14 protein-coding genes are annotated in these 13,318 nt (G+C 62.8%); 3 read left to right on the forward strand and 11 right to left on the reverse strand.

The window, feature by feature from the left end:
* From OO730_RS05030 to nifH, 8 genes are all read right to left on the reverse strand, one after another.
* Positions 1-456 carry a GNAT family N-acetyltransferase gene (locus tag OO730_RS05030; RefSeq protein ID WP_264983491.1) on the reverse strand — a complete coding sequence of 152 codons (456 nt, stop codon included), beginning with the start codon at positions 454-456 and terminating at the stop codon, positions 1-3.
* A 14-nt stretch (positions 457-470) separates the two neighbouring features.
* Positions 471-773, reverse strand: a complete 303-nt coding sequence (locus tag OO730_RS05035; RefSeq protein WP_264983492.1) for a (2Fe-2S) ferredoxin domain-containing protein — start codon at positions 771-773, stop codon at positions 471-473.
* A gap of 142 nt (positions 774-915) precedes the next feature.
* Entirely contained in the window at positions 916-2,076 is a 1,161-nt protein-coding gene (locus tag OO730_RS05040; protein WP_264983493.1) for a radical SAM protein, read from the reverse strand.
* A 71-nt stretch (positions 2,077-2,147) separates the two neighbouring features.
* Positions 2,148-3,524, reverse strand: coding sequence for a nitrogenase molybdenum-iron protein subunit beta (gene nifK, locus OO730_RS05045; protein WP_264983494.1), 1,377 nt, complete (start codon positions 3,522-3,524; stop codon positions 2,148-2,150).
* Between the two features lie 9 nt (positions 3,525-3,533).
* Positions 3,534-5,171 carry a nitrogenase molybdenum-iron protein alpha chain gene (gene nifD / locus OO730_RS05050; RefSeq protein WP_264983495.1) on the reverse strand — a complete coding sequence of 546 codons (1,638 nt, stop codon included), beginning with the start codon at positions 5,169-5,171 and terminating at the stop codon, positions 3,534-3,536.
* A gap of 23 nt (positions 5,172-5,194) precedes the next feature.
* The gene (locus tag OO730_RS05055) at positions 5,195-5,569 is read right to left on the reverse strand and encodes a P-II family nitrogen regulator (RefSeq protein WP_264983496.1); all 375 of its coding nucleotides are present in this window, start codon (positions 5,567-5,569) and stop codon (positions 5,195-5,197) included.
* A complete protein-coding gene (locus OO730_RS05060) occupies positions 5,569-5,922 on the reverse strand; it encodes a P-II family nitrogen regulator (RefSeq protein ID WP_264983497.1) in 354 nt (117 codons plus the stop codon). Before OO730_RS05060 ends, OO730_RS05055 begins: the two co-directional genes overlap by 1 nt.
* Before the next feature lie 218 nt (positions 5,923-6,140).
* Positions 6,141-6,971 (reverse strand): nitrogenase iron protein, encoded by an 831-nt coding sequence (gene nifH / locus OO730_RS05065; protein WP_264983498.1) that lies wholly within the window; start codon positions 6,969-6,971, stop codon positions 6,141-6,143.
* A 329-nt stretch (positions 6,972-7,300) separates the two neighbouring features.
* Between nifH and OO730_RS05070 the strand changes: the two genes are divergently transcribed.
* Genes OO730_RS05070 through OO730_RS05080 form a run of 3 tightly spaced genes read left to right on the forward strand, consistent with a single transcriptional unit; the run spans position 7,301 to position 9,428 of the window.
* Entirely contained in the window at positions 7,301-8,395 is a 1,095-nt protein-coding gene (locus OO730_RS05070; protein WP_264983499.1) for a LeuA family protein, read from the forward strand.
* Positions 8,396-8,403: 8 nt separating this feature from the next.
* Positions 8,404-8,562 carry a hypothetical protein gene (locus OO730_RS05075; RefSeq protein ID WP_264983500.1) on the forward strand — a complete coding sequence of 53 codons (159 nt, stop codon included), beginning with the start codon at positions 8,404-8,406 and terminating at the stop codon, positions 8,560-8,562.
* A gap of 11 nt (positions 8,563-8,573) precedes the next feature.
* Complete coding sequence (locus tag OO730_RS05080; protein ID WP_264983501.1) at positions 8,574-9,428, forward strand: hypothetical protein; 855 nt, start codon at positions 8,574-8,576, stop codon at positions 9,426-9,428.
* Between the two features lie 15 nt (positions 9,429-9,443).
* On the opposite strand, the gene OO730_RS05085 is transcribed toward OO730_RS05080, so the two are convergent.
* From OO730_RS05085 to OO730_RS05095, 3 genes are read right to left on the reverse strand one after another with little or no spacing between them, the layout of a single operon-like run.
* Positions 9,444-10,514 (reverse strand): phosphatase domain-containing putative toxin, encoded by a 1,071-nt coding sequence (locus OO730_RS05085; protein WP_264983502.1) that lies wholly within the window; start codon positions 10,512-10,514, stop codon positions 9,444-9,446.
* Positions 10,504-12,954: a PEP/pyruvate-binding domain-containing protein gene (locus OO730_RS05090; RefSeq protein ID WP_264983503.1), complete on the reverse strand. Its 2,451-nt coding sequence runs from the start codon at positions 12,952-12,954 to the stop codon at positions 10,504-10,506. The genes OO730_RS05085 and OO730_RS05090 overlap by 11 nt, the downstream gene beginning before the upstream one ends.
* A gap of 1 nt (position 12,955) precedes the next feature.
* Positions 12,956-13,315, reverse strand: a complete 360-nt coding sequence (locus OO730_RS05095; RefSeq protein ID WP_264983504.1) for a response regulator — start codon at positions 13,313-13,315, stop codon at positions 12,956-12,958.
* Positions 13,316-13,318: the final 3 nt, after the last annotated feature.

Genomic DNA, 13,318 nt, shown 5'->3' on the forward strand with positions numbered 1-13,318 from the left:
TTACAGTCGGTTCCGCAGGCAGATAAGCCGCGTCCTCTCAAATCCCAGGTGCTCGTAGAAACCCAGAGCCGGGCCGTTTCCCGAATCCGCCAGCAGCTGAAGCCTCCCGGCCTCGTTGTCCGCCGCCCAGCGGGCCAGGTCCTCCAGGAGCCGGGCTCCGATGCCCTGGCCCCGCCGGTCCTCGCGAACGACAACGTCTTCGATGAGGACGGCGGGACCGCCTTCCGCCGTGGAGATCGTCAACTGCCCCGAACACATGCCGACCACAGTCCCGTCGGCGGCTTGGGCGGCCAGGATGCATCCCCGACCATTGTTCAGCATCATTTCCAGGCCGCGCCGCTGGTTGTCCCGATCGACGTCGAAGTCCTCCTCGATGGAGAACAGGTCCTCGAGCAGGTCAACCAGACCTTCGATGTCGGCGGCGGTTGCGGAGCGGATGATGACGGCTTCGGGCATGGGACTCTCGATTGCTAAGCCGCGAGGTAATCGGCGGCAGGCTCGCCCTCTTCCAGGGCGTCCAGAATTGCGTCGATGGCCTCTTCGGAGTCCACGCCCTTGAACCACCAGTTCTCGGGCTGAACGACCATGATCGGGCCGGATTCACACTGCTTCAGACAGCTGGTGGCCACCACCAGGGCATCGAGCCCGCGGTCCAGGATTTCCTCTTCCAGGTACTGGAGGAAACCGTCGGTCTGCTTGTGGCAGAGGCCTTTGGGTTCGCCGGCCGCCCTGAACGACTGGCAGACGATGATCATTTTTTCGGGAATTGCCATTTCACACTCTCCTTCTTCCTGTTTTAATCCTGGCTGTTCAAAATGGTTTGAGTGCGAGGCGCGAGGGAAAGACAGGGCCGCCGCGTATTCCGCATACGCAAGGACCCGGCTTTTCCGAAGCAACGCTGCAATCGAGCCGTTTTCAACTGCCTGCCTTGCATTTTTTTCCTTTTTTCCCGCCGCCGTAGAGCACGTCCACCGTGCCCTCGATGCTCCCGTCCGTGATCAGGACGGACAATCCCAGGCGGCTCAAAATTTGTCTGGGCTTGTCGCCCGCGCTGGACGTGAGCAGGACGAAACAGTCGCCGAGTGTCTCGGCCAGGGTCTCCCATCGTCTGGAGCCGGAGCCGGGCTCGGGCAGGTCGCGGCTCTCGATCAGGCATGCCAGGCCGTCTTCGCGCGGCCCGTAGATCATGGCCTTGATGGCGTGACCCAGGTGGAGATCGACATCCATGCCCGTGGAGGTGACCACGGCCACGTTGGGCCGTTCCATGGAGGGCTTGGGCAGCACGGTCACGGACGCGTCCTGCTTGTCGGGCCGGTCCAGGCCGACCAGCCCTTCGCCGCACTCCTTCCAGGAGGGCATGAGGTCCATGTGCCGGGCGGCCCGTTCGCGGACTTCGGCCATCAGCTCCGGGGACACGCGGTCGCCCTCGGCCGGGATGAACGGGACCACGGCCATGATGTCCGCGCCCAGCGTGGCCATGGCCGCGGCGATCTCTTCCACGTGCCCGGCGTTGCAGCCCGGGTAGACCGTGGTGTTGATCTTGACCACCAGCCCCGCCTTCTTCAGCGCGGTGAGGGCCCTGGCCTGCTCGTTGACCAGCAGCCGGGCGGCTTCGTCCAGCGGCACCGTCTTGGTGGAGGGGCGTATCCAGGCGTAGACCTTTTCCGCGATCTCCGGATTGACGGCGTCCACCAGCAGGGTGACGTGGGACAGGCCGAGCTCGGCCAGTTCATCGGCGTGATCCGCCGCGTTGAGGCCCAGGGTGGTCAGGCAGAGCCCGATTCCCGGATGCTGCTGCCGGATCAGGCGCAGGGTCCGCAGACTCGGGCCGGGCACGGCCAGGGGATCGCCGGGGCCGGTGATGCCCACCAGGGAGATGGGCTTGCCCTGCCCGACGACGTGGTCCAGCCACCTGAGCGCCTCTTCGGGCGTGATTGCGGGCTTGGACTTCCCGCTGTCCGCGAAACGGGTACGGGCGTTGGAGCGCGGGGCCACGGGCAGGTGCAGACGGCCGTAGGTCTTGCGCGCAGCAACGGCAAAGCAGGGATGGGATTCGTATGTGATGGCCTGTGTCATGGCTGCCCTTGGGGTTGGGGTGGAGCCCGGGACAGAGGGGGAAGGTCTCTGCCCCGGGCCTGGTATGAATGCTACAGGACGAGTTCGAACTGCGTTTCCGGATCGTCGCGGTCCTTGCGATCCAGCAGCAGGCCGAGGATCATTTCCAGAAGCCTCAGGCCGCCCTTGTAGCCGACTGTCGGGAAGTACTGATGACCCTGGCGGTCGAGGATGGGGAAACCCCACCGCAGCAGCGGGATGTCCTCGTCGCGGGAGATGTACTTGCCGTAGGTGTTGCCGATGAGCAGGTCCACGGGCTCGTTCTTGATCCACTGGTGCATCAGGAACATGTCGCCCTTGGCCTTGACCTTGACCTCGAAAGGCTGGCCTTCACAGAGCTCCTGAATCCGCTTCTCGAACTTCTTGCCCGGGGTGCCGGTGACCACGTAGACGGGCTGCATGTCGAGAGAGATCAGGAATTCGACCATGGAGATGAGCTGGTCCGGGTCGCCCCAGAGGGCCACGCGCTTGCCGTAGAAGTACTGGTGCATGTCGGAGATCATGTCCACGAGCTGACCGCGCTCGAAGGCGACGGTTTCGGGGACGGAGACGCCGGCCACGGTGCGCAGCACGTCGACGAAGCGGTCGGTGGCGGCCAGACCGAAGGGCATGTCCAGCACGGTGCAGGGAACCTTGCACTTGGAGTCCAGCCAGCGGGCGGCGTCTGCCGAGCACCACTCGCCCAGGGCCAGGGTGCCTATGGCGTCGCCGCAGCCCTTGAGTTCCTTCACGGTCACGCCGCCGTCCGGGAACATCTTGTATTCGCCGGTCAGGGGGGCGTTGAGCACGCCGTCGGTGTCCGGGAACAGGGTGATGTCCACGCCGACCATGGCGGCCAGCCGCTTGATCTCGCCCATGTCGCTGGGTTCGACCCAACCGGGGATGACGTTGACCTTTCCGTTCTTCTTGCCGGTAGGCTCGGCCAGCATGGCCATGGCCTTGACCATGTTCGAGAAGCCGGTGACGTGGGAGCCGACGTAGGACGGGGTGGGCGCGCCGACAAAGGTCTTGCCTTCGGGCAGCTTGCCCGTCTTGATCGCCTTGTCGCGGATCTGGTTCAGGTCGTCGCCGATGGTCTCGGACAGGCAGGTGGTGTGCACGGCGATCACTTCGGGATCGTAGACCGACATGATGTTGTCGATGGCCTGCAGCAGGTTGGCCTGCCCGCCGAACACGGATGCGCCTTCGGTGAAGGATGACGTGGCGGCGGAGACGGGCTCCTTGTAGTGCCTGGTCAACGCGGACCGGTGGTAGGCGCAACAGCCCTGGGAACCGTGGGAGTGCGGGAGGCATCCGTGGATTCCGAGGGATGCGTACATGGCACCGATGGGCTGGCACGTCTTGGCCGGGTTGATCATGAGCGCTTTGCGCTCCTTGACTTCAGTGGGTGTATGTCTGAGTAAAACCATTTTCTTCTCCTATTCCCAAACAAATGTTCCGGTCAGTTCGGGACTCTCCTGCCAAGGGGCCTTCATGTAGGACCACACCTTGGAACTCACCAACCGGTCTATTTCGTGGTAGAAGTTGATCGCGCCCTTGAATCCGGCATAGGGACCGCCGGAGTCGTAGCTGTGCAACTGCTTCATGGGAACACCGGTCTTCTGGATGGAGTACTTCTCCTTGATGCCCGCGCAGAACACGTCGGGCTTGAGGAGTTCCACCAGCTTCTCGGCTTCGTACTGGTTGAGGTCGTCGATGACGATCGTGCCCTTGTCCATCTGCTCGTTCAAACCGGCGTAGTGCTTGAACTTGTACCCTGCGTCTTCCAGGGCCTTGATCTCGTCGGGCGTCTTGCGCGGATTGTAGAGCTCCGGATCGGCCTCGACCTCGATCTCCTCGATGTTGCGGGAGTCGGCATCCACCTTGAGGTCGGGAATGACGTGACGGCCTTCGTAGTCGTCCCGGTGGGCGAACTCGTATCCGGCGGACAGGGTCTTCATGCCCATCTCGGAGAACAGATCCTGGTAGTGGTGGGCGCGGGAGCCGCCGACGAACAGCATGGCGGTCTTGCCTTCGGTGTTCGGCAGGACTTCCGCCCTGGCGGCCTCGACGTCGGGCATTTCCTCGGCGATCACTGCTTCGATGCGGTCGATGAGCTTCTTGTCGGCGAAGTATTCACCGATCTTGCGCAGGGACTTGGCCGTGGATTCGGCGCCGATGAAGTTCACCTTGATCCAGGGGATGCCGTACTTGGTCTCCAGCATGTCGGCCACGTAGTTGATGGACCGGTGGCACATGACGCAGTCGAGATCGGCGTGCTGCGCCGAGGCGAACTGCTCGTAGCTGGAGTTGCCGGAGAAGGTGGAGACGTTGGTGATGCCGCACTTCTTGAGGATGCGGTCGATCTCGAACCCGTCACCGCCGATGTTGTACTCGCCCAGGAGGTTGATCTTGTACTCGCCCTCGGGCGGGGTCTCGTTTTCGCCCACCAGATGGGAGAAGACCTGGTTGTTGGCGATGTGGTGACCGGCGGACTGGGAAACGCCCTTGTAGCCTTCACAGGAGAAGGCAAACACGTTGCAGTCGCCGAACTTCGCCTTCATCTTCTTGCACACGGCGTGAATGTCGTCGCCGATGAGCCCGACCGGACAGGTCGCGAACACGCAGATGCCCTTGGGGTGGAACAGCTCGTAGGCTTCCTCGATGGCGGCGGCCAGCTTCTTCTCGCCGCCGAAGATGATGTCCTGATCCTGCATGTCCGTGGAGAAGCAGTAGGGCATGTAGTTGTCGCCGTCAGGACCGGGGTCGGTCTGGTTGCGGCGGGTGAGCCAGGAATAGAATCCGCATCCGATGGGGCCGTGGGTGATGTTCACGATGTCGCGGGTGGGGCCCATGATGACGCCCTTGCAGCCTGCGTAGGTGCAGCCGCGCATGGTGATGATACCCGGAATGGTGCGGACGTTGGCCAGAATCTCGGACGGGGCCTCCGATTCCGTGGCCTCATTGATCATTATCTGCTTGGCGCGCTTGCGGGCCACCTTCGGGGGGTACTTCGCGAGAAGCTCCTCCTTGATGTCCGTAGGCATCAGCTGCACCACTTTCTTGGTCTTGGCCATTTCTCAATACTCCTTCAAACGTGCTAAGCGATTGCCTTTGCGCCGGTTTCCGCCGTACGGACGCGAACCGCGTCGCCAACGGGGAGGACGAATATCTTGCCGTCACCAGGCTTGCCGGTCTGGTTCACTTCGACAATGGCTTCCACCACATCCGCGACCAGATCGTCGGCGACCACTACCGTTACCATGCGCTTCGGATACAGCTTGCCCTTCTCTCCGAGCACTTCGGCGGCTTCTTCGTATCCGCTTTCAGCGCCCTGGAGCAGGCTTGCATTGACGAACCCCTTGCCGCGTCCCTGGGCTTCGTGGGCGAAGAATGCGTCCACACCGGCCTCGCTCAAAGCGGCTTTGGTCTTGTTCATCATGTTCATGCGCACAACTGCGATAACTTCCTTCATTATGCGGCCTCCTCGCCGGCTGCGGCAGTGTCGTTCACACCGGAACTGATGGTGTAGACGTCCTCCACCTCGGAGACGAATATCTTGCCGTCGCCGAAAGCACCCTTGGTGCCGGAGCGGGCAGCGTCCATGATGGTGGTGATGACGAATTCCTTGTCAGCCGCATTGACGACGCTCATGAGCATGGTCTTGGGGATTTCGTCGTAGGTGACCTCGCCGATCTTGATGCCGCGCTGCTTGCCGCGACCGGCCACGGAATACTTGGTGACAGCGGGAAAGCCGTTGTCCATCAGGGCGGCCAGGACATCATCGGCTTTTTCGGGCCGCACTATTGCTCGTACCATGATCATCATTTTCACACTCTCCTATCTCTTCTAAATTATTGAACTTTGATTAATTACTTGTATTTGCCGAGGGTATGGGGCTCGATCCCATGCCTCGTGAAGGCATGGCATTTGGGCTCTTGCCCGGCGGAATTGTTCAGGGTGCGTCAGCCGCTAGGCGCCAGGGCGAAGCTGTGGCCTTCCACAGCGAGCCCGCAGCAACGACGCGGATGGCGTGCCCTGGGCGATTACGCTGCTTCCATGATGCCGTAGTCGAGAAGAAGCTGTTCGAGATCTTCGATTTCCAGCGGATTCGGGATGACGAACATCTCGTTTTCGTCGATGGCTTTGGCCAGGCCGCGGTACTCGTTCGCCTGCGGGACGGAGCCGTCCCACTCGATGACGGTTTTGCGGTTGATCTCGGCGCGCTGGACGTCGTTGTCGCGGGGCACGAAGTAGATCATCTGGGTGCCGAGCTTGGCAGCCAGCTCGGTGATGAGGTCGGCTTCGCGGTCGGTGTTACGGGAGTTGCAGATCAGGCCGCCCAGACGGACGCCGCCGGATTCCGCGTACTTCATGATGCCTTTGCAGATGTTGTTGGCCGCGTACATGGCCATCATTTCACCGGAACAGACGATGTAGATTTCTTCAGCCTTGCCGTCGCGGATGGGCATGGCGAAACCACCGCAGACAACGTCGCCGAGGACGTCGTAGAAGGCGTAGTCGAGACCTTCGGACTCTTCATAGGCACCCAGGGACTCCAGCATGTTGATGGAGGTGATGATACCCCGACCGGCACAGCCGACGCCGGGTTCCGGGCCGCCGGACTCGACACACCAGGTGCCGCCGAAACCGGGCTTGCGGATATCCTCGAGTTCCACGTCCTCGCCTTCTTCGCGAAGGGTATCGAGCACCGACTTCTGTGCCAGGCCGCCGAGCAGCAGCCGGGTCGAGTCCGCTTTGGGGTCACAGCCGACGACCATGACCTTGCGGCCCATTTCCGCCAGACCGGCGACAGTGTTCTGAGTGGTTGTGGACTTTCCGATTCCGCCCTTTCCGTAGATAGCTACTTTCCTCATGATTCTCCTCCTTGGGGATTTCTCGCGTTGATGAGTCCCCTAAGGCAAACCTCGTGCCAAACTCGTTGCAAAGAATTAACAGCATGATTTTATTGATTATTATTTGAAAACACACCTTTTGCGGCCAGCTACGAAAAGTGTAGGAGAAAACAGTATCCGCCTACACAAAAGTAGCAACCTACAAAAACGTAGGCAAATTCCCATCACGACACTGTGAAAATTACTTCAGCTATTTCAGTCTATTGCGCAAATGGACCGGATTGGCACTGATTCTGCTTTATGGGGAATGAAGACCAGGATGCACATACATACATCAAAGGAACCGGACCATGTTGATCGATACGACACTCAGAGAAGGAGCCCAGCTCTTCGGCGCCTATTTCTCCATGGAAGCCAGGCAGCGGATCGTCGCCGGACTCCTGGAGTTGAAAGCGGACGAGGTGGAACTCGGCTGGGTCGGCCAGGACGGCCTGGCTGAACTCATCAGCTGGGCGCGGCCCCGTGCCGGGAAAACCAGACTCTCGGTCTGGGCCCCCTGCCGCGAGGCGGACGTCCGGGCCGCAGCCGGACTCGGCGCGGACAGGATCAACATCGGTGTCCCGGTTTCCGACCTGCACATCGAGCGACGCCTCGGAACCGACCGCGAGGGGCTGCTTGAACGCCTGGCCCGCACCGTTCTCGTGGCCGGGCTTTTGGGCATCGACTACGTTTCCGTGGGCCTGGAAGACGTTTCCAGGGCAGACACGGACTTTGCCTTGCGAACGGCCGGGCTGGCGCGGAGTGTGGGCGCATCCCGCGTCCGCCTGTCCGACTCCCTTGGCATCCTCACTCCCATGGAAACGGACGGCCTGGTCCGCACCTTCAGGGAGAATCTCGACCTGGACCTGGCCGTGCACTGCCACGACGATTTCGGCATGGCCACGGCCAACAGCCTGACCGCGCTGTCGGCAGGGGCGAACTTCGCCGACGCCAGCCTTCTCGGCATCGGCGAGCGGTCCGGCATCGCGGCCACCGAGGAACTGGCAACCTATCTGACCCTCAAGGAGGAAAGCCATGCGTATGAAGTTGACGGGATTCGTGAACTGTGTCGTTTCGTCTCTGAAGCTGCCGGGGTGCCGATTGCCCGGACCAAGGCGGTCGCCGGGCAGGACATTTTCGCTTGCGAGTCGGGGCTGCACGCCCACGCCCTCAGCAAGGCGCCGGAACTCTTTGAGCCTTTCGATCCCGCGAGGATCGGCGCAGACCGCGCTGTCGCGGTTGGCGGCAAGAGCGGGCGCGCGGCCATCGTCTCCGCCCTTGAGCAAAGCGGTCTTGAAGCGGATCGCCGGGATATACCGGCCCTTGTCGATTCGGTAAGGAAACTGGCCTGGGAGCTGGAACGCCCCCTGACCGCCACGGAACTGGCCGCCCTGGCCAAGAACTAGGAGCCCCCATGATCAAAAAACTCTTTTGCATCTGTCTTTGGCTCTTGATCCTGGCCGCACCGGCCCGGGCCGCGCTCACGAACACGGACACCGCCCGCCTGACCGGGGCCCCGGTCGGGCATGCCCTCCCGCTCCACGGCAGCAGTCCGTCCCCCCGCAACGCTTAACGGAGGTTTTCATGGAACCGATCACCACGCAATACGGCCAACTGATTCCCCAGCACACCACCGACGACCTGCGAAAACGGGACCTTTTCCCCGTGGAGTATCACCGCTCCGGGGTCGTGAAGTCCGTGCCCCTGGAGGCGCAGACTCCCATTGATACGCCGGCGGGAACGGTCCCGGCGGAGCTGGTCTCGTTTCATGAAAACGGCAACATAAACCGTATCTTCCCGCTCAACGGGAAACTGTGCGGATATTGGAGCCAGGAGGACGAGGCGGCCCTGGCCGCGCCGGTTACCCTGAACACGCCGGTGGGGATCGTCACCGCCCGCATACTCAGCCTCGGATTCTTCGACAACCGCTCGCTGCGGTCCATCACCCTGTGGCCCGAGGACACCCTGACCATTGCCTCCCCGGTCGGCATGGTGGAGACGCGGATCGGCGTCAGCTTTGCCCCGGACGGGAGCATTCGCTCCCTGGAACCGGCGCGGCCCACCCCGATAAAGACCCTCGCGGGCGAGATCATGGCCTATGACCCCGACGCCGTGGGCGTCAACGGGGACGTCAACTCCCTGGTCTTCGACCACGGCGGCAACGTGGTCCGGGTCGCGACCACCCTGACCCGGCTGACCGCGATCTCCCCGGACGGACGCACCACGGCCTTTGCCCCGGAACAGCGGGAGAGCCTGTGCAGCGAGAGCGAACAGGAAGTGGTGCCCATGGTCATCGGGTTTGGAAAAGACGCAGTGACGGTGCAGACCGACCCGGACGGACCGGTCACGCGCATCCCCCGGGAGGGACACGTCTTCTTTGCCGAGCCCTTCCTGCCGCAGCTGTCAAATCCCTTTGCCGGGTTGCGCTGTTCGGTCTAGGGCTCGTCGCGGGCCTTACTCCAGCCCCTGCTCCATCATGTATTTGAACACGGTTTCCACGAACTTGCCGGAAACCACGTCGGGCAGGGCGAAATGGGGGAGGCCCCCCTTGGCCATGGCCCCGGTGTAGGCAAACCAGATTTCGGCCGATATCTTGCTCAACGCAGGGTTGATCAATTCGCCCCACAACCCGCCCACGTCGCTCTGATCCAGGCCGAAGGCGCGGCACTGCAACGGGCGGTAATCGAAGAGCAGGCACTTGCCGTCCGCGAGCAACGGGCAGGCCGACCCGGACTGGGACAGGCAGAAGTCGCCGCCGCCGTCCATGTCCCTGGCCGTCTTGCGCTCGGCCTGGGCGGTCGCCACGGCCCGCTCGATGACCGCCAGCCGCTCCTCATTGGTCAGTTCCAGGTTCATGCGGTGGGAGATGTGCACGGCCTCGGCCAGGGTCAGGCTGACCGGTGTGGTGCAGCACTGGCTGTGGTCCAGGCCGCAGGCGAGACCGTCCACGTTCTGGCCGCTCTCCTCGACGCGCTGGACCAGCTCTCCGTAATCATTGAAAAAAGGCGACAGGTCCACCAACCGCTTGAACTCCAGCGACGGCTCGCGCACGTGAAGCTGCCCGGCGGCCTTGCCGTACTTGCGGATGGTCCGCCACTGCACGAAATTGGCGGGCTTGGACTTGAGCTTTTTCAGCGCCTGGCCCGCCAGCTTGTGGCCCAGGCCGCGGCGCAGCAGGTAGGCGTTGAGCACGGTGCCGGTGCGCCCGATGCCGTGGCGGCAGTGGATGAGCACCTTCTTGCCGAGATAGATGGCCTCGTCCAGCCATTCCAGGGTCTTTTCCAGCTCGATGAGGCCCGGGGCCTCCTCGTCCTCCAGCGGCAGGTAGCGGACCTCGAACCCGGCATCCTTCTCGATGTCGTGCAGGTCGCAGAACTCGCCGCACAGGTTGAGGATGGCGTCAACGCCCTGCTTGCGGATGGCGTCGAGCTGGGGGTGGCTCATGGGCGCATGGCCCACGCCGAGCTGGTCCGTGACCCAGGTCACCTGATAGGCCGGGGCATCCTTCTTCTTTCTACCGAACATCCCGGTTCTCCGCGTCTACGATAAACCGCTCCACCTCCTGAGCCACCTGCGCCTCGTTCTCCATGCGCATGTCCATGAGCCGGGTCACGGCCATGAGATAGCCCAACCGCACCAGCAGGCGGCGCGTCTCGTTCTCCCCCTGACGGGCGAACTTGGCGTCGATCATGTCGCCGCGCGTCCGGGTTTCGAAACCGTAGCGCTCGAGTACCCGGCGGATGAATTCCAGCCGGAGCAGCCGCTGGTCGAAACCCGCGCCGCCGCCCTTGAAGCGGAAATTGATGTAATTGGCCCCGGCGTCCGGGCCGCAGACCGAGTCCACCACCGAAAAGTGGTAGCCGAACCGGATCATCAGGTGGAGGTAGTTGTCGGACACCAGGCCGTAGCTGGCCAGCAGCCGGGAATCGAAGCTGAAGATGCCCGCCGACACCTTGTCGAACTCCTCCCAGTCCATATGGGTCAGCCGCTCGGGCCAGCGGACGCGATCATCCGACAACCCGTACCACAACGCCCACATGGGTCGGCTCTTGATGTCCTGGGGAGACACGGTCTTGCCCTCGGCCGCGTTCTCGAAAAAACCGTCGCCGAGGTCGAGGACGTACATGACCAGCGGCAGGTTGGTCTTCAGCCGCTTGGCCCGGAGCATTCCCCGTCCGCGCTTGTCCATGACCGAGAACATCTCGTTCACGGACTTTTCGTGGCAAAACCGGACCACGTCGTGCAGAGACTTGCAACCGGCGGGCGTGAAGTCCTCGGCCTGCGGGTCGGTAAGGTTGAGTTTCACGGCCAGGGGCGCGACCTTGGAATACTGCTCCACCACCCGCTGCGAGATCTGCTCTCCCTCGCGGGCGCGGGTCATGATCGCCTCGACGCATCCGTCAAAGACCGCGCCGTTCGTTCCGTCCACGGTCACGAGCTGGCCCGGCTCGAACGGATAGTCCACCTTGCCCACCACCACCGGCACGCCCGACTCGCGGGCCACGGACGCGAAATGGCTGGCCCGGCTGCCCGTGTCCGAGATAACGCCGTTCATGCGGCTGATGAAGGTCAGGAGCGACGGCTGCAGCGTCTTGGTGACGACCACCGCGCCCTCGGGTATCCGGGCGATGCGCTCGCCCGTTGAAGCAAAATATATCTCGCCGCAGCCGGCCCCTGTGGAAGCCCGCTCCAACCCGTCGACCAGGGGCTTGACGCCCAGAGGTTCCTGATTCTCATAAGCCTCCTCCCGCTCGGATTGCAGGGGACGGCTCTGCAGGATGAAAAGCTCGCCGGTGACATCCTCGGCCCATTCGATATCCTGGGGACAGCCCAGGGCCCGCTCCAGCTGCATGGCGATGGAGCCGAGCCGGGCCAAGGTCTCTTCGGACGGCAGCCCGCCCGTGTCCGGGGTGCAATCCACATTGAGCTTCGGCGTCTCCTCCCGGGTCAGGGTCGCCTTGTCCGGCGAGATGGAGCCGTCCACCAGCTCATTGCCCAGGCCACGCACGCCGTACACGCCGATGGCGTTGGCGCCCCGGCAGTCCGGGTCGCGGGAGTAGGCCACGCCAGCGGTATCGGCGTCCACCATGGGGATGACCAGCACGGCCATGGCCGTCTGGCTGTCCGTCAGCCCGTTGGAGATGCGATAGGCCACGGCCCGGGGACAATTCTTGCCCGCCAGGACCCGCTTGTACGCCTCCAGCACGTCGTTGGGCTGGACGTTGAGCTCCGAAGCGTACTGCCCGGCAAAGGAAATCTCGCCGTCCTCGGCCAGGGCGCTGGACCGGACCGCGATCAGGTCGTCGCCCTCGATGATCTCGGACACGCCGAAGCGGATGCCCCTGGCGATCTCCTCGGGCACCTCGGCGGCCATGATCAACTCCTGCATTTCAGCGGTCAGCCGGACCAGCAGGTCACGGTCGCCCACCACCATCTGCCGCAAGCGGCTCTCGATTTCATCGGTCAACCCGTTGAAATCAAGGAAATAATTGTACGCATTGGCGGTAACCACGAATCCGAGCGGAACCGGTGCCCCACCTTCTATCTTGGCCCGGCCCAGATTGTACGCCTTGCCGCCCGCCAGGCGCGGGAACAAGGCGGCCTCTTCAAGGGACAGGATGTAGGGCGGCCCCACCTCCGGTTCCTCCAACTCCATGCCCATGCGCACGTAGAAGTCGATCTTGCGAAAATATTCGGGCAGGTCCATGTACCGGGTGGGATTCATCTCCACCAGTTTCCCGGCCATGATGGACACGGCTTCTGAGAGTTGCTGGGTCATCCACACGGCCCGCTGCCGGTCGGCCAGGGTCTTGCCGTAGAACACCTCCTCAAGGTCGGCGATCAGTTCGAGCGCAATGGCGTCCTGCGCCAAAAGCGACTTGAACGCCTCGTACTTGCGTCTGAGCAGGGTGCCGGGCGCGAAAAGCTGGTACGTCCAATGCGTGAAGAGTTGGGTGAACGGCAAATTATCCCTCCAGGACCTCGGCGACCTTGGTCTCCAGTTCTTCCTTGTTGATGGGCTTGACGCAATACTCCTGCGCTCCAAGCCGGAGGGACTCGCGCGCCGTTTCCAGGGTCGGGTAGCCGGTGAGCATGATCGCCTTCATGCCCGGGTTGATCTTCTTGAACTCCTCAAGGGCCTCCACTCCGGTCATCTTCTTGAGCTTGATGTCCAGAATGGCCAGCTCCACGGGGTTGGCAGCCGCGTACTTGAGGGCGTCCTCCTCCTCGGTGAAGTTGGCCACCTTGTGTCCCTGGCGCTCCAGGATGCGCTTGACCAGCACGCCTGCGTCGGAAATGTCGTCCAATACCAGTATATTCGCCATAGT

The organism is Pseudodesulfovibrio portus (assembly GCF_026000375.1).
Lineage (GTDB): Bacteria > Desulfobacterota > Desulfovibrionia > Desulfovibrionales > Desulfovibrionaceae > Pseudodesulfovibrio > Pseudodesulfovibrio portus.

Coding starts and splice junctions, on each gene's coding strand:
- OO730_RS05030 (WP_264983491.1), bottom strand. CDS start 456: ATGCCCGAAGCCGTCATCATCCGCTCCGCAACCGCCGCCGACATCGAA.
- OO730_RS05035 (WP_264983492.1), bottom strand. CDS start 773: ATGGCAATTCCCGAAAAAATGATCATCGTCTGCCAGTCGTTCAGGGCG.
- OO730_RS05040 (WP_264983493.1), bottom strand. CDS start 2,076: ATGACACAGGCCATCACATACGAATCCCATCCCTGCTTTGCCGTTGCT.
- nifK (WP_264983494.1), bottom strand. CDS start 3,524: ATGGTTTTACTCAGACATACACCCACTGAAGTCAAGGAGCGCAAAGCG.
- nifD (WP_264983495.1), bottom strand. CDS start 5,171: ATGGCCAAGACCAAGAAAGTGGTGCAGCTGATGCCTACGGACATCAAG.
- OO730_RS05055 (WP_264983496.1), bottom strand. CDS start 5,569: ATGAAGGAAGTTATCGCAGTTGTGCGCATGAACATGATGAACAAGACC.
- OO730_RS05060 (WP_264983497.1), bottom strand. CDS start 5,922: ATGATGATCATGGTACGAGCAATAGTGCGGCCCGAAAAAGCCGATGAT.
- nifH (WP_264983498.1), bottom strand. CDS start 6,971: ATGAGGAAAGTAGCTATCTACGGAAAGGGCGGAATCGGAAAGTCCACA.
- OO730_RS05070 (WP_264983499.1), top strand. CDS start 7,301: ATGTTGATCGATACGACACTCAGAGAAGGAGCCCAGCTCTTCGGCGCC.
- OO730_RS05075 (WP_264983500.1), top strand. CDS start 8,404: ATGATCAAAAAACTCTTTTGCATCTGTCTTTGGCTCTTGATCCTGGCC.
- OO730_RS05080 (WP_264983501.1), top strand. CDS start 8,574: ATGGAACCGATCACCACGCAATACGGCCAACTGATTCCCCAGCACACC.
- OO730_RS05085 (WP_264983502.1), bottom strand. CDS start 10,514: ATGTTCGGTAGAAAGAAGAAGGATGCCCCGGCCTATCAGGTGACCTGG.
- OO730_RS05095 (WP_264983504.1), bottom strand. CDS start 13,315: ATGGCGAATATACTGGTATTGGACGACATTTCCGACGCAGGCGTGCTG.